Origin of the sequence: Bacteroides sp. 214 (assembly GCF_010501015.1) — a bacterium.
GTDB lineage: Bacteria > Bacteroidota > Bacteroidia > Bacteroidales > Bacteroidaceae > Bacteroides.
The window spans coordinates 34,198-51,662 of the sequence record NZ_QVML01000016.1; the positions used below are offsets into that span (position 1 = coordinate 34,198).

The window sequence follows — 17,465 nt, forward strand, 5'->3', positions numbered from 1 at the left end:
CTTTTGGACAGTTTTTTTAATATATACTAATGAGCTTTGTTCGATAACTCTGTTTCTTTTGTCCCTTTGTAAGCAATTTGTCAAACATCTGTGGTAAATTGGTTTACTCTTCTTATTTTTGTTTATGGACTAACCTTTTGTATAACTTATTAATAAGCGTTGAAGCATGAACAAAAATGAAATTGCCTCACATGCTGAAAATGTGAGGGCTTTGCTACGAATCAACTCTCGGCTGAGTTATCAAGAATTGAAGCACAAGTCCGGGCTAAAAGAAGAAGAATTTGGGGCGGCGCTGGGATGGCTGGCGCACGAAGCACGGATTGAGCTGGAAGAGTTGGAAGATTGCTTGTATGTTTATTTGCCTGTAAACGTGTTTATTGGCTAAGCTCTGAAGCGTAACTCCCGAACAACCATGAAGTTGCTCGGGAGTTATTTTGAAATGTACTCGTCTGCAATTTTTAGTTTTTTTTCTCCTTTTTGGCTATATTCATCTCAATGAGAAAAGCTGTAAGCAACCCAAATCCGCCAAAGAACAATACGGATGCCCCGTAAATCAAACTGATAGCTTCACGTATTATCCACTTCTTATTATCTAATTCTAAATAGTCAGGAATCGAATTCAAGCAAATAAGATAACCAACTAACAGACCAAGTCCCAATCCTACAAGCAAACACCCCATCTTTAGTGCACTAAAAGAAAAACTCGAATTGCTAAATACCGGCAATTGAACCCCATTGTTGCTCCCATTGACAAACATCGAGGCATCGAGTTTCTCAATTAAATTCAATCGCTCGCGACGGTGCGCAAATAACTCAAATAATTTGTACGTTCCGTAAACGCAAATACCAACTACAACAGGTATTGAAAGAAATTGCATCATAACTATTCTTTTTTTAAGTGATTAATATCGTTCTTTGCACTGTTTGACGCACTATAATTATCAAAGGTTACACTTTTAAGTAAGAAACTTCATAAATAGAAAAATAATGCTGCCAGTGTAACCTTTCTTTATATGTATGCGTCTAACCTTATACAATGAAAGCCACAGAAGAAACGTTATACATAAAGCGGATATTGAATGGAGAGACGGAGTTGTTTTAGATTCTTTCTCGAGCGTTACAGCCGCCCTGTTTATGTATTGGTGGTACAAATCGTTTCGTCGCCCGAAGATGCCGAAGAAATTGTACAAGATTCTTTCTTGAAAGCATTTCGGAGTCTGTCGGGTTATCGTAATGAGTCAACGTTTTCGACATGGCTCTATCGCATTGCGTGTAACCAAGCGTTGTCGTTTATGCGCAAACGCAAGCAAGAGTTTTTGTATATAGAAGAGAATACAATAAACAATGTGCCCGACGAAAAAGCGGATACTTTGCTTCTTCCTACCAATGATGAGGAACGCATTATGCACCTCACTCGTGCTATTGAAAAACTAAATGTGGAGGAGAAGGCTATTATTACGCTTTTCTATTACGAAGAAAAATCCATTGAAGAGGTGGCACTCATTATGAACTTTACCGCTGCTAATGTAAAAGTGAAGCTTCATCGTGCCCGAAAGAAATTATATGTGATACTTAATACGCAAGGATATGAATGACAATATGCTGAAAGAGGCTTTAAAGAGAAGGGAAAAGGGTGGTTTACCTTCTAACTTTACGCACGTGATGATGCAGAAAGTGCAACACGAGGCTGTAAAACAGCGTAAACGCAGGGTGTTGCTTGCGTGGACATGGCTTGTGGCTGCTGCCTCATTTTTTCTAGGTATGGCTGTTTATTTTGTGTTTTTCTATTTGGAAGTGGATTTGTCTCTGCCTATGCCGCAAATCGAAAAAACAGAAGCTACCATTCCATTGTTCCTTTTTTATCTCTATATAGGTGTGTTGGTGTTGTTGCTGCTTTTCTTAGACTATTGGCTACGGAGTAAACGAAGAAAAACAGTTGGGTAGTAGTAAGAAACCGTTCTGAATTTTATGGAGTAATCTATTACTGTTTATATCTGGTTAAATTAGCCCTCTTTTTCGCTTATCTATAGCTTTTTTTTCAGTCGCATAGCCCGCTATGCTCCTTTTAATAAAGCAATAGCTAAACAAAAAATAGAACTAATTTATCTCAGAATAAAATTCAAAACAATTTCTAAGTTTCCGCAAAAATATATTCCTTTGCAAAGCTAAAACAATAGATATATGAGAAGCTTTGCATCAGATAATAATTCGGGCGTGCATCCATTGGTGATAGACGCTATTTGTGCTGCCAATCAAGACCATGCCTTAGGTTATGGAAGCGACCGCTGGACGAATGAGGCTGTCGCGAAAATCAAACAAACATTCGGAGATAATTGCGAACCGTTTTTTGTGTTTAATGGTACGGGCAGTAATATTGTAGCGTTACAGTTGCTTTTGCGTCCATACAACTCGATACTTTGTGCCGAAACATCGCATATTTTTGTGGATGAGTGTGGCGGTCCTGTGAAAAGTACCGGTTGTACTATTCGTCCGATACAAACGCCTGATGGTAAGCTTACTCCCGAACTCATTCGTCCGTACTTAACTGGCTTTGGCGATCAGCATCACTCGCAGCCAGGGGTAATTTATCTTTCGCAATGTACCGAGCTTGGAACTATCTACACTGTCGATGAATTGAAAGCTATTACCAATTTGGCGTACGACTACAACATAAAAGTGGTTATGGATGGAGCGCGCATAGCCAATGCTTGTGCTGCACAGAATCTCTCCTTGCGTGAGCTAACGGTGGATTGTGGTATCGATGCGTTGACTTTTGGAGGTACGAAGAATGGATTGATGATAGGGGAGTGTGTTATTGTTTTCGATCAATCCCTACGTCAGGAAGCATTGTTTGTTCGCAAGCAATCTGCTCAACTAGCTTCGAAAATGCGTTATCTTTCTTGTCAATTCACAGCTTATCTTACCGATGAACTCTGGTTGAAAAACGCACAACATGCCAATTCTATGGCTGGTAAACTCTATGAAGCGTTGAATAAATCTTCTTATGTTTGCTTTACGCAAAAGGTGGAAAGTAATCAGCTCTTTCTGACTATGCCTCGTGCCATTATTGATAAGTTGTTGGAGTTTTATTTCTTTTACTTCTGGAACGAAGCGAATAATGAAATTAGGCTGGTAACTTCGTTTGATACGACACAAGAGGATATCGATGTATTTATTAAGGCCTTTTATGAGGCGGTTAAAACATATAGATAAACATAAAAGTCTGCACCTTCGCAGGTACAGACTTTTGTGTTAACTGAATCTATTGGGGGTGAGATTCAGTCGGTTCTTTTGTGTGCTGAAAATTCTTTTCTCCTAGAACTAATACATAATATAAACTAACCTTTAAAACTTATGGAAATTTATTATAATCCTACAGCTTCGCGCAATGGCGCAAATGTATAGCCTTTTTTCTTCAATGCTTTTATCATCTTATCCAAATAACCATTGTAAAACTTGTCAGTGCGTGCATCGCTGGTTCCTAAATGGATTAATATGATGTGCCCGTTCAATCCTTCTTTGGCTTCGACCGACATGAGTCTGTCATAAATCTCCCGACTGCTTCGATAATTCTTCATGTTAGGAGTGGTATAGTCCGCATTAGTCAGCGTGCCTGCAGTGAAATTTAGCAAATGCAATCCTAAACTCCTTGTCCATGCGGCAATTTCCTTGTTGTAATGTTCGTAGGGTGGAACAAACAGCAGTGCATCTGTATATTTTATACCTGCTTCGTGGAGTTGCTGATAGTTCTTTGTTAAATCTTCAACAAATTCATCGTAGGTAATAAGGGTATTATTTCGGTCTTCCCATGAACAATAGAGAGGGTGCGCATAGCTATGAGCACCAATGTAATGCCCTTCTGTTTTTAGTTGCTGAACCACATCGGGAAACATCTTAAAGAAATCTCCGGTAAAGAAGAATGCACCTTTGACTTTGTTATTTTTCAGGGTCTTAATGATTGTCTCCGAACCATCAGCTTTGTCGGCAGCAGTGAAAATCAACGTAACTTGCTTCTTACTAGGGTCGGTTTTGATGATGCCGTCGTGTGCGTAAATGTTTTTATCGTTTCTTGTACCGGCTACTTTCATGCCATCTTTTTGCAAAGCAGAGAGGTAATAGGTAAGGCAAGCCGTACCGTCCATAGTTGGCTCATTTGTAGAGTAGTCATGAATACCATCATGGTAAACCATCAGGCCGGGCTGAAAACGTTCATATGCTTCGCCGTCGGCTAGTTGTACACCGCGCAGGTTGCGGAAGATATTCGTGTATACGGGTCCGTCAACAATGCCGCCGGGTGTATTTCCCAAACCAGCGTTGAGATACGATGAGTGCGGTTGTGAAGGATGATCTCCCCATAGTGGCAACTCCACAATCATACTTGTTCCCCATGGGTTGCAACCAAAAAGCCAGTCGCGCATGGCAGCTTCCATCTCTTCATACTTGGTGTCTCCGGTAAGTTCGCGGTACAAGCGGCATTGGGTAAGCATAGCAGTAGTTAGATTATTGGAACACCAGATGTAAGGAATGCCATGCATGAAAGGACTTTCCACCGCCTTCTCGTATGTACGTTGTATTCCTGTGCGCATGTTTCGAGCGAACTCCTTATTTAACCGCTCGTTGTTCGATGCGCTTGCTAACCAGTAGTGCCCCATATTCATAAACGGATACCATTGATAGTGACGCGCACTATCTGCTCCCATCCATGGGGTAACCGGTTCGCGGCGCCCATATTCAACGGCTTGATCCAAGTATTTGGAATCTTTGGTCATCATGTACATCTCTGCGGCAGCAAGCTCCATGTCGTCTACCCAGTTGTCTTCCTCATATATATAAGGAGATTTTACAGAGGCTGTTTGACAAGCACCGGGATGTTCTACACCGTGTTGATAAGCATCATCGGCTTTTGCGCCAATCTTTGCTGCAAATTCAGGATAGAACTCCTTCAGAATTTGAGAACCAAGTGCAAAGCATGAAGCAAATTTTCCTGCTGTGCTGGCAGTTCCGGTCGTGGCATTTACGAACTTTCCGCGTATTTGCTTTTCTCCACTAACAAAGTACACTGGGCGACCTTTCCCCGGTCCGTAGTCATAATCAACCAGGTCTTCGTTAGGAAGTCGCATTCCTGCGTGATCTCTATCATCAGCTATCTGATTGTACATTTCTCCCTTCTCAGGGTTCATTTTGTCAAGCCAGTCAAGCCCCCACTTTATCTCATCTACAATGTCGGGGATACCGTTTGCTCCAGGTAGTCCGTTGGCATCGTACGCATCGGTAAACGCTTCCGGGTTCTGCTGATAAGCAAACATCATTTGGTAAATGGCATTGGCAGATGTAGTAGTGTATTGCAGATAGTCTGTAGCATCGTGCCATCCGCCGGTAACATCGATGCGTTGCCCCGTCTTGGTGGGGTGGTAAATGATGTAGCCATCATGTGTATGGCAACTATCCTTGAGGAAAGGATTAAAGCCACACCGTTGTTGCCTCATGTATGTCAACAGGAAGTCGGCTGTCCCATTATATACATGGTTGTTGATAGGAAATGCCGGAGATTTAGCCTTTCCGGCTACAAGGTAATAGACCCCCGTTTCGTTAAAGTCACTAAAGTCTAGTCGGTAGGTGACTTTCATTTGTCCAAGTTTTCCGGTTGCTTTAGGGGCTTGGAAGGTTTTTACGTTTTTTCTAGAGAATGCATCAACAAGCGTATACTCTTTCACAAGAGTTTCTTCTTCACTCATAAACACAGCGACTTTCTTCGTGTTTGGTAAATAGCCCAATTGATTAACCCGTATCCATTCATCAGCTTTTACATTGGTAGAGGCGATGATGAACAACGTTGCGATGAGTAGGCATTGATTGAGTTTCATTGCTTATTGTGACTTTCAAGGTTAAAATATCTTCGTATTACTATAACAAATTAAGAAAACTTGAAGAGATAAATAGCAATGAACCTCGATTAATTAATAGTTATTACAAAATATTTAGTTGTATTTATAAAATATCAAGTCTTAAATGATGTAAATAGATTGTTTGCTTGTGAGTAGATGTGTTTGTTGTTTATTCCTGAATATTAGTTGATTGTGATTATTTTATTAATGTTTTATCTTTGCGTTTTTCTATTTATCTGCATTTGGTTATGAATTATAAACAATATTTTAGAAATTGAATTAGCTGAAGTGTTTAAAAATATCAAAGAAGTGTGATTGAAAATAAAAAAGGAAGCCCCAAAGTCTATTTGAAATAACTTGGGGCTTCCTTTTTTTACTTATATTCTATTAAATCCTTGATGGTATCAATAGCAGCTGTTCTTCTTCTACGGACAATCCGATATTGATTTCCTTTGATAGCCATCTTATTGCTAGGATGACTTCTTCGAACGATAGAGCCAATTTGTTGCACAGTTCTTGTATTGAAATACTAACTGTTGAGTAGTTCAGAATGCTCTGAATTTTGCTCGCATTTGCTTCTGTCTTTTTGCTTTCTACTTCGTTCATGCCTTGGTTTTTGGTTATGATTCTAAAGTTATAAATTTCTTCTGAATAATGCTAATTTGCTGTCTCTCTTTTCTCTCTTTTTATTATTTGTTACAGAAATAGACCAACATCCTGTAGTATTAAATAATATTATTAAATCAAGTAAGAAAGTTAGAAGAACTCAGTACTTTTTGTGAAAACAAAAAGAAAAGGTTTTTGTTCAAAAATTATCTTGCATATCCCGTTAGCTGAATTGATTTAAGTAGTATAAATATCACACAAACCCTCTTGCGGATAGGTTGTAGAACGTTAATTCGGATTTGGAAATGTCGCTCAAAAAAGTTATCTTTAGTATAGCAAAGATATACAGATAGTATATAAATGTAGAGGCGGGGAACCATGGGGTTTTTCGCCTCTCTTTTTTCGCGAAATCGACTAAAAACGGTTACCGCTTTTAGTCGAAGTGGTAACCACCGACACCCAAAGTGGTAACCACTATTGCTCTTAGTGGTAACCACAAAGTTTAAAACGCTGCATCGGAAAATAAAATCTTTCGCATTGCATTTTTTGCGATATAACCAAAACAAAAACCCTTTATTTAATAGAAACTTAAAAGTTAATACTCTATAAATAAATCAACCTTAAATAGGTTCTTGAATGGTTATATTATTATACATATAATATGTTGGAGAAAAATTTATTGCGTTTTTAGAAAGCGTTTTGAATCTACATAAACTTTATGATTCTTCTTTCGGATACTTATAGCATTCTATTATGATTTCTGTGGGAGGTAATTAAGAAACGAATAAAAGAATCCGCTTAATTATTTTGCATGTTTCAAAAAAAGCGCTACATTTGCATCCGCAATCGAGAGAGATTGTTACTTGAAAGAGTAATTTGGTGTGGTAGTTCAGTTGGTTAGAATACCTGCCTGTCACGCAGGGGGTCGCGGGTTCGAGTCCCGTCCATACCGCTTAAAAGACTGACAATCAGTCGATTGCGAAGACAAAAAGCCTGTAAAATAGCATTTTACAGGCTTTTTTTTATATCCCTTTAGGACACACTAAAGTCATTAAAAAACCAAAGTCGGACAGAGTTCCGTTACCAAATCATTACCCTACCATTTGGGCATTTTAGTTCAATAGTATGTATTTTATTGAAATACAATACAAATCCAAGTATTTCGGGTTTAATTTCTTTGAAAAAAACAATCTCATCTTCCTCTTCTACATTTTTCAGAGAAAGGATTTTTTTTCGTATATCTATCAAGCATTTTTCTAAATATTCTATCATAGAAACTGCAACTTCAATAGAAATATCACCGTCCATATCTATTGACTCCAGTTCGAGATGAACTTCTTTTAGTTTTTGAGATAAATATTCTTTCATTTCAGTTGATTTTTCAAGATTCAGCTCATAAATATTCTATTTAGAAAGTAGATTTATGACAAAATACCCACCAAATACTTGTAATAATATGCCCGGTATTGCTATACGAAAGTCCTGAATTGCAGCCATAAAATCTTCTACTAATATCCATTCAACCAATGTTCCTGTAATTTGATAGGATAACACGACTAAAGCTAAAATAAGAATAGAAATCCGTTTGAAATAGTTGGCTGCAAGTCCTGCAGCAACAGCCAATAGAACGGATTTTGCTATAATAGCTGGCAACACAGTAGGAGCAGGCATTCCAAATAATAAGGAGTTGATTAACGGAGAAAGAACAGCAATCAGCAAACCTGCTTTCCAACCATACTTATATGCTCCGACAAGTGTGAAGAAGTAGATAGGTAAGAATATCAATCCGCCATTAGGTACTAAATGACATAGTTGTGGTAAAAGGATATTGCCGACAACAAAAATAGATGCCACTAAATATGTTTTTACAGAACTATAATTCAGTGTCTGGAACTTTATGGTTGTAGGTCGTCCGAGTGGTGATGTGGGCGATGATGTGATGGCAACAATAGAGGGTCTCGAACTGCCGGATTCGAGACAAATAAAGTATGCCGGGGATATGGAGAATCAGGAAGAAGGTTTTGGCGATTTAGGAACCGTGATGCTGATTTCTTTGATATTAGTATATCTTCTTATGGTTTTGCTTTATAACAGCTATACTCATCCGTTTGTAATTATCCTCTCCATACCGTTGGCCATTATCGGAGTATTTTTTACACTCGGACTGACAATGACTCCGCTTGGAATCATCACCATGCTCGGAATCCTTATATTAATTGGATTGGTTTCCCGAAACGGAATATTGGTGGTCGATTTTATCAATCAACAATTGGAACAGGGTGTAGCTATCAAAGAGGCGCTTCTGGAGGCTACAAGCCGCCGTTTTCGTCCTATCTTGCTGACAACAATCTCTACTGTAGTCGGCATGATTCCAATAGCTATAGCCCACGGAGCCGGAGCTGAATGGAAAAACGGGCTAGGATGGGTGTTGATAGGCGGACTTATATGTTCAATGTTCCTTTCATTGGTAATTATTCCGCTTGTGTATTATTTATTTTATCGTTTGCGGGAGAGATTGACTAGGAGTAAAAAAAGGTTTTAATATAAACACAAAATAGATATGTTATTTAACCACGATAAGAATTTATCATGGGATTAAAAGGAAGTGCTTTTAATACACTATTTTTGTGTTTCAATTTCTAATAAATAATAGATTATGGCAAGACCAACCAATAAGCAGGATTTGATAGTAGCTGCTAACAGCCAGTTTGATAAACTGTGGAAGCTGATTGATTCCATGCCAGATGAAAAACAGCTAGGTGCATTTTCTTTTGATGATAGAGATAAGAATCTGCGCGATGTATTGATACATCTATATGAGTGGCACCAATTATTATTGAATTGGCTTCGTTCCAATCAAGCTGGCAATATGGTTAGCTTTCTGCCCGAGCCTTATAACTGGAAAACATATCCACAGATGAATGTTGAGTTTTGGAAAAAGCACCAAGCAACTCCGTTGGAAGAAGCGGTTACACTTTTGAAAGAAAGTCATACCGATGTGATGCAGCTTATTGGGCCACTTACCGATGAGGAGTTGTTTACGAAGAAGTACTTTCCGTGGACCGGGACAACTAACCTAGGGAGTTATTGTATTTCTGCCACATCGAGTCACTATGATTGGGCAATGAAGAAACTGAAGCAACACACAAAAGCCTGATGAAAAATAAATAAATCTTGCAATCCTATTTCTAAGTTTGGATTGCAAGATTTTTAGTTTTAGACAGTTTCGAATGCACTGTTATTATTGAACTGCAATTACCTCTTCAGCCCATTTCTTGACACCAGAAGTACCGTCGTTGAATAGTTTTCCAGTGTGCCAGTTGATTTTATTATATTGTTCCTTCAATTCTTTTACACTGTTCTGTATGGAACTGCTGCCCGACGTGGCAAACGGTATGACAGTCTTCCCATCCAGCTTATAGCTTTCGATAAACGTGTTGATGATACGCGGACATAAATTCCACCATATCGGATAACCGAGGAATATCACATCGTAGGTTTCCGCCTTCGCATTTTTGTCTGCCAGTGCGGGGCGTGAAGCAGCGTCATTCATCTCTTTACTGCTGCGGCTCTCCTTGTTACGCCAGTCAAGGTCGGCAGATGAATAAGCTGTTTGAGGTTGAATACGGTATAGTGTTGCGTCTGTAGCCTGAGCAATGGCTTTAGCCACTGTCTCGGTATTACCTGTACAGGAGAAATAGGCTACCATTACTTTCTTCTCCTGGGCGTATATCCATGTCGCCGACAGGACACACATAATAGTTATAATCAGATGTTTCATTTGTTTGTATTTTATGATAATAGTTATCCTTTCAGGAGTTTGCCGGCTTTCCAGTCGAGCTGGGGATATGCTTTACGAAGATTTTTCTCGCAGTTCTCAATTCCGCTTCCTCCGGAAGTGGCAAAGGGTATAAGAGTCTTGCCCGAAAGGTCGTAGCTCTCAATAAACGTATTAATAATGGTCGGCGCAATGTACCACCATACGGGAAATCCGATGTAGATCGTATCGTATTGCTCTACATTGTCAAGCCTTCCCGCTATGGCCGGGCGTGATGCCGGGTCGCGCATTTCTACCGAACTGCGGCTCGCCTTGTCGTTCCAGTTCAGGTCTGCTGCCGAGTACGGTATTTCGGGTACTATTTCGTAAAGGTCGGCATCCATATTTGCCGCCAATTTATTTGCTGTCCTCTTTGTTGTCCCGCTACAAGAGAAGTAGGCTACTAAAATATTCTTCTTCATGTTATTCGTTTCTTGTTAATTTATCATATTCTTCATCACTTACGGCTTCCAGCCATTCATTATTTCCTTTCTCGCCCGGCACTTCGATAGCCAGGTGCGCAAACCAACTGTCGGCTGTCGCTCCGTGCCAATGCTTTACACCTTGCGGTATGTTGACCACATCGCCGGGTTTGAGCAACTGCGCAGGTTTGCCCCACTCTTGATACCAACCTTCTCCGGTTATGCAGACAAGGATCTGTCCACCGCCTTTGGTGGCGTGGTGTATATGCCAATTATTGCGACAGCGTGGTTCGAAGGTTACGTTATAAATACCGACCTGCTCCTGCGATAACGGAGCAAGATAACTTTGACCGATGAAATACTGCGCAAAGGCATCGTTAGGGTTGCCGATAGGGAACAGCATCTCCTGCTCAAATGCGGCCTTTGCATCGGCGACATCTGTATCCTCTGTCCAGACTTCCTTTGCCAAACGGAATGCTGCCCACACTTTTGGCCATCCGGCATAAAAGCCGATATGGGTTAACACTTCTGCAATTTCCGTGCGTGTAATCCCATTGTTTTTAGCCGACAGAAGGTGATATTTCAAAGAAGAATCGGTAATACCCATGCTGACAAGAGCTGTTACAGTAATCATACTTCGGTCGCGTAAACCGAGTTTATCTGTGCGGCTCCATACTTCGCCGAAAAGAACATCATCGTTCAGTTCTGCGAACTTGGGTGCGAAATCGCCCAACTGCTCCCTCCCGGCTGTTTGTTTTACTTTGGTCTGTGCCATAATCGTTGTTGTTGAAATGGTTACGATTAGTAATAAGCAAAATAGAGATTTCATTTCAAATACTCCTTAAAAAAAGAATCCAGCTTATCAAATGGTATAATGTCGGTGCGGTCGTATAAGTCCACATGACTAGCTCCCGGGATTATCATTAACTCTTTGTTATTCTCTTTGAGCATTTTGAAAGCATCTTCTCCCATATAGCGAGAATGGGCTTTCTCGCCGTGTATAATCAATACCGCATTGCGGATTTCTCCGGCGTATGAAAGCTGCGGCATATTGATGAAAGAAAGCGAAGATGTTACATTCCAACCCTTGTTCGAGTTAAGCGAACGTTCGTGATAGCCACGTTCTGTTTTATAATAGCTATAATAATCTTTCACAAACTGAGGCGCATCCTCCGGTAATGGGTCAATCACACCACCGGCCAACGCATATGTACCGTTTTTTGCATCGGCTGTGCGTTGAGCATTAAGTTGCTCGCGAAGTTTATAACGGGCATCCTCGTCCATAGAATCGTTGTAACCGTTAGCACTTACACGGCTTATATCGTACATGGTAGATGCTACGGAAGCCTTGATGCGGGTATCCATAGCGGCAGCATTAATCGCCAGACCTCCCCAACCACAAATACCGATGATGCCGATACGTTCAGGGTCTACATTATCCAATGTAGTAAGAAAATCCACCGCCGCACTGAAATCCTCCGTATTAATATCGGGCGAAGCTACATAACGAGGCTCACCTCCGCTTTCACCAGTATAAGACGGATCAAAAGCAATAGTCAGAAAACCACGTTCCGCCATCGTTTGTGCGTATAGGCCGGAAACCTGTTCTTTCACTGCACCGAAAGGCCCGCTTATGGCAATAGCCGCCATTTTCCCGTTCGCATTCTTTGGCACATACATATCGGCAGCAAGCGTAATGCCGTAACGGTTGCGGAAGGTTACCTTACTGTGATTGACTTTATCGCTTTGGGGGAATACTTTATCCCATGTTGTTGTTAACTCTAACTTTTCCATACTTATATCATTTGTTTGACTATTATCGGCCGTCTTATTGTTTACGCATGAAGTGAGCATTCCGCTCACGAGTAAAGCTATTAGTGTTATTTTCTTCATATACTGTCTTTGTCTTATTTGATGCAAAGATCAGGGTTAATCAGGTTTTCCTGTTAACAAAATTCAAACCGATAATTAAGAAATTCAAACTGCCTTTTCTCGAAGGGACTTCGGGTTTGTTCCCGTTTGTTTCTTGAAGAAGTTATTGAAGTAAGTCGGATAGTCAAAACCGAGAGCATAAGCAACTTCCGAGATATTCCAGTCTGTATGCTGCAATAAGGCTTTTGCTTCGGCAATAATCCGTTCTGTAATATGTGTGGTGGTTGGCTTGCCTGTGATTTCTTTCACCGCGCGGTTCAGATAATTGGTGTGTACATTTAGGTAGTTGGCGTAATCCTGAGCTGTTCGCAATTGCAACGGGCTGTCGAATGTCTCGATCGGAAATTGTCTTTCCAACAGTTCAAGGAATACAGAGGTAATCCGGGCGCTTGCTTTTTTCGCTTGATGGTAATGCTCTGAGGGTTGCAGCTTTAATGCTTCATGGATAATCAGGCTGATATAGTTGCGGATAAGTTCATCTTTAAACGTATAATCATTCTCTTGTTCTTCAATCATTTTTTGGAAGAGAGAGTTCAGAAACAGTCTTTGTTCTTCTGATATTTCCAAGACAGGCGTTCCGTCAATTTTAAAGAACGGAGATTGAAGTAGGCTCTCCGAACGATCGTACTGCTTTAGGAAATCTTCCGAGAAAAGGCAGGTATACCCCTTGTAAGTTGATATAGTTTCCCATGAATAAGGAATATGCGGATTTCCGAAAAACAGAATGGTTCCTTCCTGTTCAAAACTTCTGTCGGCATAGTTGATAATACTTTTGCCGGTAGTAAGACAAATCTTATAAAAATCTTTGCGACTGTAGGTGCGTGTCTCGTTACAATCGTCGTCAATCTGAAATGCTTTGAAGCCTTTTAACTTGAGCTCGTTGTTAAACTTCGATAGTATGCGTTCTGTTTTCATTCTGCAAAGATAAGAAATTCAAACTTATTCCTTTTTGAGTTTACCCGAATGATTTTCTACTGACTAATTAACTGCGCAATTTCTGCACCACCCTAAATATTGTCCGTACTTTTTCGTCGTCCGTTGTCGCATCCATATTGATGCAGCAAACGCCTGTCAGGTGCGGATTGGCAGATGCTGTTATGCCTTCTGTGATAATTTGTTCTATTTCGGCGTGCGAATGACTGTTGATGCTTGTGGGATCTAATCGGATATTTAATAATGTGTTGGGAAGATGTTTGCGTATCTCGGCGATGTCGCCTCCGCTACCCAAATCGAAAAAGTCGAGGTGGGGTAGTTCACCATAGATGGGTGCGTGACGGTGTGGATCGCGGCCACAATAATGAATGCCATACGGGCGGTATTTTTGGCTCCACTCTACATCAATAGGAAATAGAAATTTCCGGTAGTCTTCTTCCGAAATCATGGTATGGGTACACTCTGAGTGTAAGTACACCGGCTGTTTGATGTGGCGCACTACTCGGTTGACCGAGATGGAGTTGGTGTGGCTTTGCGATTGTATAAAGGTAAAGAAACGCTCTACCACATGTGCTATTTTCTGGAAATAGCGTTGACACTCTTCGGGCTGTATAATCATATCCATCAGCGCATTCTCTCCTTTGAGGTCAATGGCAAGATTCAGTACACCTCCCCAGTTGATGTCGCCGCAAACATAGCCATAGCGAGATTTGAGCTCATCTATCAGTTTTAGTAATTTTTTGAAAGCTGCATTCTCAAAAGCAGCTTCTTCGTCAATCTCAAAGTCCTCGCGGTAGGGGCATATTACCTGAGGCGAAGAATTGTTCGAATATTCAATTTTGCAACCCAGCATCTCTGAAAGGAGGTACCCGGCTGCCAGGTGAACAGCTCCGATTTGCGGTAGGTCCTTGTCTTTGTCTGCACCCAAGCCGAACTCGCCAAAGCGATCATAAAGCTCCTGTTCCATTCGTCGCTCGTCCTCTACCCGTCGTTTGGGATTATAGAAAAAGTCCTCATCGAAGGTAATACCTGTGTGTTTGTTCCACCATGATGGATGAAAAATAATATCTACAGGAAGAAGTGGGTAGCTGAATGTATTCATAAATATCTTTGCTTTTTAGTGTTGGTTCGTATCTGTAAAGACGGGCAATTTGCGTTTCTGTAACTAAATAAAATGTTACATTTCAAAAATATGCAGCAAACCACTTAATCGAAATGCTGCATTTTGCTTGATTGAAATGCAGCATTTCGGTTAAGTGGTTTGCTGCATTTCGAACTCATCAAATGCAGCATTTGTAAAAACAGCCTTACAGTACCTTGTGGGTGTGGTTTTTTGTAAATAATTCAGACTTTTCGCAGATGCTGTAGATTTCTTTTATTAAGATAATATTTTACATTCATAGTCTCTTTCGGTAGCCTGTATATTTGCCAATAATAAAAAACACACAATATAGACCAAAAAATACCCTTTGTTACATGAAAGCAAGTCTAACTTTACAGCGTCTTTTATAAATAACAACCTTTTTACACGATGAAAATGAAAACATACAAATCTTTTTTTCAGTTTACATGTATTCTCTGTTGCTTAATCACAACATCTTGTATCTCAATTCTTGCTCAATCCAAAACAGTATGGGTTGTTGGTAATGGAACTTTCACAGAGGGGTCAACAAGTTTAGACGATTTGATAGTATCGTCGACTTGCTCCACGTTTAGCAGTAATGACTATAGTGCGGCTGTGTCTGCAATCACAGGAGGAATCTCCTCTCGAATTTTTAAGTTCGGTGGAGGTACTTTTACCATGCCACAGGGCTATGTCGCGACTAAAGTAACGATTTATGGTTGGCCTCGTAAAACAGGAAGCACCACCATTAATTCAATAACTATTGATGGAGAAAAGAGTACCACTCTTGCTACTCCGTATGTGTTTGCAGATTGTGGAGCAGACGTTGCTGCCGGTAATCGTACGGTAGCCAACTGTACGGTTCTTACTCTGTCCGAGATTTCTGAAACAAATCCGGCAACATCCTTCAGCGTGGGGATAACCGCCGAAACGCATGCTTTCTGTAAGATTGTCTTATCGCCCAGCGGTGCAGAAATTCCCGATCCGATTTTAGCTTTTCCGGGAGCCGAAGGACATGGACGATTCACAGTTGGTGGTCGTGGAGGTAACGTTTATCGTGTTACCACATTAGAAGATAACGCATCTTCACAACCTCTCATCGAAGGTTCTTTGCGTTGGGCTTTGCAACAAGCCGGTCCGAGAACCATTGTTTTCGACGTTTCCGGAACCATTCAACTAAAGCAAGGATTAGGAACCGGAGGTGATTATGTAACAATAGCCGGACAAACGGCTCCGGGTAATGGTATTTGTATTGCAGGATTTGGATTTACTATCAGCTCCAATAATGTTATTATTCGCTACATTCGCTTCCGACCGGGAGATGAGAGTATGGGAGAACCCGACGGATTGGGTGGTATGGATAAAAGCAATATCATTGTTGATCATTGCTCCGTTAGTTGGAGTGTAGATGAAGGGCTTTCTGTTTACGGAATGAGAAATTCTACGGTGCAATGGTGTTTAGTATCCGAAGCATTGCGAGTATCTAAACATGAAAAAGGAACTCACTGCTATGGTGGAAACTGGGGTGGAAATAAAGCTTCCTATCACCATAATATCATTGCGCATTGCGAAAGCAGAACTCCTCGCTTAGGGCCTCGTGCAGGAACTCAAAAAGATGAATATGTAGATATACGTAATAATGTGTTTTATAATTGGGCAGGCAATGGTTGTTACGGCGGCGAAGGGATGAACGTTAATTTAGTCAATAACTACTATAAACCGGGGCCGGCTACAGATCAGGCATCCAGCAAAGTGCAGTACAGAATTGCCGGGATTGGCATTCGCACAACATCTTACATAGAAACCTTTCCGGCATTTGCTCCGATGCTGCATGTCTGGGGAAAGTTCTATATTGATGGAAATACGATGGAAGGACATCCGGATGTTACTGCCGATAATTGGACAAAAGGAGTTTATGAGCAAACAACGAATGGCTCGGGAGTTGATTATACGTGGACACAAACCACCATGGACACCATCCGCTTGGCTAAGCCTCTTGATGCAGGCGAAATTACTACTCACTCTGCCGACAAGGCGTACGAACAGGTCTTGGCTTATGCCGGATGTTCATTGAGCCGTGATGATGCCGACAGCCGGATTGTTGAAGATATTCGCGAGCGTAAAGCAAGTTTTACTTCTAGCGGGAATAAACCTGGATTTATTAACACACCTTACGATACCAAACCGGCAAATGCTTCTGATGATTGGACTCCATGGCTACCTTCATCTACAGCCACGGCGCCGATTGATACGGATAAAGATGGTATGCCCGACGATTGGGAAGATGCGAATGGATTGGATAAAAATAACCCCGCCGACGGCAACTTAACAAACAGTGAGGGATATACTAACTTAGAAATCTATTTGAATAGCTTGGTTAGTAATATAACAGAAAATCAGAATAAAAACGCCATAACATCTGTGGCTAAAGAAATAACTGCTGATGAGTTGAAGACCACGGCTTATTTTGACAGACAATCAAATACGATTAAAGTAAACTCAAATGCACTGATTAATAGTATATCTGTTTATAATTTACAAGGAGTATGTATCAACACGCTTCAATGTAACAGCCAGCAGGCTGAGGTTAGTACAGGTAACTACAGCTCGATGATTGTAATCGTTAGGGTTAAATATGCTGACGGGCGCGAGTCTAGTGCAAAAGTTATAATATCTTAGATAAAATAACTGCACAATAGTTTCTTTTAAATTATTGCATATTTTATGCTGTTTTTGCCACGCTGTTG

General features: G+C 40.7%; 17 protein-coding genes, 1 tRNA gene and 1 pseudogene. 8 read left to right on the plus strand and 11 right to left on the minus strand.

What is annotated here, in order from left to right; all coding sequences use genetic code 11:
• The first annotated feature begins 166 nt into the window (after positions 1–166).
• Positions 167–385, plus strand: a complete 219-nt coding sequence (locus D0T50_RS11140; protein WP_163223611.1) for a winged helix-turn-helix domain-containing protein — start codon at positions 167–169, stop codon at positions 383–385.
• 73 nt (positions 386–458) lie between these two features.
• On the opposite strand, the gene D0T50_RS11145 is transcribed toward D0T50_RS11140, so the two are convergent.
• Positions 459–881: a DUF6249 domain-containing protein gene (locus tag D0T50_RS11145; RefSeq protein ID WP_239058256.1), complete on the minus strand. Its 423-nt coding sequence runs from the start codon at positions 879–881 to the stop codon at positions 459–461.
• Positions 882–1,036: 155 nt separating this feature from the next.
• Here D0T50_RS11145 and D0T50_RS11150 point away from each other — a divergent pair.
• From D0T50_RS11150 to D0T50_RS11160, 3 genes and pseudogenes are all read left to right on the plus strand, one after another.
• Positions 1,037–1,595, plus strand: a pseudogene (locus tag D0T50_RS11150) (RNA polymerase sigma factor).
• On the plus strand, positions 1,588–1,944 hold the full coding sequence (locus D0T50_RS11155; RefSeq protein ID WP_163223612.1) for a hypothetical protein: 357 nt from the start codon (positions 1,588–1,590) through the stop codon (positions 1,942–1,944). The pseudogene D0T50_RS11150 and the gene D0T50_RS11155 overlap by 8 nt, the downstream one beginning before the upstream one ends.
• 237 nt (positions 1,945–2,181) lie before the next feature.
• Positions 2,182–3,213 carry a low specificity L-threonine aldolase gene (locus D0T50_RS11160; protein WP_163223613.1) on the plus strand — a complete coding sequence of 344 codons (1,032 nt, stop codon included), beginning with the start codon at positions 2,182–2,184 and terminating at the stop codon, positions 3,211–3,213.
• Positions 3,214–3,365: 152 nt separating this feature from the next.
• Here the strand turns inward: D0T50_RS11160 and D0T50_RS11165 are convergent, their stop codons facing one another.
• Positions 3,366–5,864: a glycoside hydrolase family 9 protein gene (locus tag D0T50_RS11165; protein WP_163223614.1), complete on the minus strand. Its 2,499-nt coding sequence runs from the start codon at positions 5,862–5,864 to the stop codon at positions 3,366–3,368.
• A gap of 408 nt (positions 5,865–6,272) precedes the next feature.
• A complete protein-coding gene (locus D0T50_RS11170) occupies positions 6,273–6,491 on the minus strand; it encodes a winged helix-turn-helix domain-containing protein (protein ID WP_163223615.1) in 219 nt (72 codons plus the stop codon).
• Positions 6,492–7,369: 878 nt separating this feature from the next.
• Between D0T50_RS11170 and D0T50_RS11175 the strand changes: the two genes are divergently transcribed.
• Positions 7,370–7,443: transfer RNA gene (locus D0T50_RS11175), tRNA-Asp, on the plus strand.
• 128 nt (positions 7,444–7,571) lie between these two features.
• Here D0T50_RS11175 and D0T50_RS11180 read toward each other — a convergent pair.
• A complete protein-coding gene (locus D0T50_RS11180) occupies positions 7,572–7,859 on the minus strand; it encodes an RteC domain-containing protein (protein ID WP_163223616.1) in 288 nt (95 codons plus the stop codon).
• 36 nt (positions 7,860–7,895) lie between these two features.
• Positions 7,896–8,432 (minus strand): ECF transporter S component, encoded by a 537-nt coding sequence (locus D0T50_RS11185; RefSeq protein ID WP_163223662.1) that lies wholly within the window; start codon positions 8,430–8,432, stop codon positions 7,896–7,898.
• Here D0T50_RS11185 and D0T50_RS11190 point away from each other — a divergent pair.
• Together D0T50_RS11190 and D0T50_RS11195 are read left to right on the plus strand one after the other, a co-directional pair.
• The gene (locus tag D0T50_RS11190; protein ID WP_163223617.1) at positions 8,389–9,033 is read left to right on the plus strand and encodes an efflux RND transporter permease subunit; all 645 of its coding nucleotides are present in this window, start codon (positions 8,389–8,391) and stop codon (positions 9,031–9,033) included. The genes D0T50_RS11185 and D0T50_RS11190 overlap by 44 nt on opposite strands.
• A 114-nt stretch (positions 9,034–9,147) precedes the next feature.
• Positions 9,148–9,648 (plus strand): ClbS/DfsB family four-helix bundle protein, encoded by a 501-nt coding sequence (locus D0T50_RS11195; RefSeq protein WP_163223618.1) that lies wholly within the window; start codon positions 9,148–9,150, stop codon positions 9,646–9,648.
• An 84-nt stretch (positions 9,649–9,732) separates the two neighbouring features.
• Here the strand turns inward: D0T50_RS11195 and D0T50_RS11200 are convergent, their stop codons facing one another.
• The 6 genes from D0T50_RS11200 to D0T50_RS11225 form a co-directional block, all read right to left on the minus strand.
• Positions 9,733–10,272: a flavodoxin gene (locus D0T50_RS11200; RefSeq protein ID WP_163223619.1), complete on the minus strand. Its 540-nt coding sequence runs from the start codon at positions 10,270–10,272 to the stop codon at positions 9,733–9,735.
• A 23-nt stretch (positions 10,273–10,295) separates the two neighbouring features.
• Entirely contained in the window at positions 10,296–10,730 is a 435-nt protein-coding gene (locus D0T50_RS11205) for a flavodoxin (RefSeq protein ID WP_163223620.1), read from the minus strand.
• A gap of 1 nt (position 10,731) precedes the next feature.
• Positions 10,732–11,559, minus strand: a complete 828-nt coding sequence (locus D0T50_RS11210) for a carboxymuconolactone decarboxylase family protein (RefSeq protein WP_163223621.1) — start codon at positions 11,557–11,559, stop codon at positions 10,732–10,734.
• Entirely contained in the window at positions 11,556–12,584 is a 1,029-nt protein-coding gene (locus D0T50_RS11215) for an alpha/beta hydrolase (protein WP_239058258.1), read from the minus strand. Before D0T50_RS11215 ends, D0T50_RS11210 begins: the two co-directional genes overlap by 4 nt.
• A gap of 123 nt (positions 12,585–12,707) precedes the next feature.
• Positions 12,708–13,577, minus strand: a complete 870-nt coding sequence (locus D0T50_RS11220; protein WP_163223623.1) for an AraC family transcriptional regulator — start codon at positions 13,575–13,577, stop codon at positions 12,708–12,710.
• A 67-nt stretch (positions 13,578–13,644) separates the two neighbouring features.
• Positions 13,645–14,697 carry a uroporphyrinogen decarboxylase family protein gene (locus D0T50_RS11225; protein ID WP_163223624.1) on the minus strand — a complete coding sequence of 351 codons (1,053 nt, stop codon included), beginning with the start codon at positions 14,695–14,697 and terminating at the stop codon, positions 13,645–13,647.
• Positions 14,698–15,666: 969 nt separating this feature from the next.
• Here D0T50_RS11225 and D0T50_RS13805 point away from each other — a divergent pair.
• Entirely contained in the window at positions 15,667–17,397 is a 1,731-nt protein-coding gene (locus D0T50_RS13805) for a pectate lyase (RefSeq protein ID WP_370520909.1), read from the plus strand.
• Positions 17,398–17,465 lie beyond the last annotated feature (68 nt).

Coding starts and splice junctions, on each gene's coding strand:
- D0T50_RS11140 (WP_163223611.1), top strand. CDS start 167: ATGAACAAAAATGAAATTGCCTCACATGCTGAAAATGTGAGGGCTTTG.
- D0T50_RS11145 (WP_239058256.1), bottom strand. CDS start 881: ATGATGCAATTTCTTTCAATACCTGTTGTAGTTGGTATTTGCGTTTAC.
- D0T50_RS11155 (WP_163223612.1), top strand. CDS start 1,588: ATGAATGACAATATGCTGAAAGAGGCTTTAAAGAGAAGGGAAAAGGGT.
- D0T50_RS11160 (WP_163223613.1), top strand. CDS start 2,182: ATGAGAAGCTTTGCATCAGATAATAATTCGGGCGTGCATCCATTGGTG.
- D0T50_RS11165 (WP_163223614.1), bottom strand. CDS start 5,864: ATGAAACTCAATCAATGCCTACTCATCGCAACGTTGTTCATCATCGCC.
- D0T50_RS11170 (WP_163223615.1), bottom strand. CDS start 6,491: ATGAACGAAGTAGAAAGCAAAAAGACAGAAGCAAATGCGAGCAAAATT.
- D0T50_RS11180 (WP_163223616.1), bottom strand. CDS start 7,859: ATGAAAGAATATTTATCTCAAAAACTAAAAGAAGTTCATCTCGAACTG.
- D0T50_RS11190 (WP_163223617.1), top strand. CDS start 8,389: ATGGTTGTAGGTCGTCCGAGTGGTGATGTGGGCGATGATGTGATGGCA.
- D0T50_RS11195 (WP_163223618.1), top strand. CDS start 9,148: ATGGCAAGACCAACCAATAAGCAGGATTTGATAGTAGCTGCTAACAGC.
- D0T50_RS11200 (WP_163223619.1), bottom strand. CDS start 10,272: ATGAAACATCTGATTATAACTATTATGTGTGTCCTGTCGGCGACATGG.
- D0T50_RS11205 (WP_163223620.1), bottom strand. CDS start 10,730: ATGAAGAAGAATATTTTAGTAGCCTACTTCTCTTGTAGCGGGACAACA.
- D0T50_RS11210 (WP_163223621.1), bottom strand. CDS start 11,559: ATGAAATCTCTATTTTGCTTATTACTAATCGTAACCATTTCAACAACA.
- D0T50_RS11215 (WP_239058258.1), bottom strand. CDS start 12,584: ATGCTCACTTCATGCGTAAACAATAAGACGGCCGATAATAGTCAAACA.
- D0T50_RS11220 (WP_163223623.1), bottom strand. CDS start 13,577: ATGAAAACAGAACGCATACTATCGAAGTTTAACAACGAGCTCAAGTTA.
- D0T50_RS11225 (WP_163223624.1), bottom strand. CDS start 14,697: ATGAATACATTCAGCTACCCACTTCTTCCTGTAGATATTATTTTTCAT.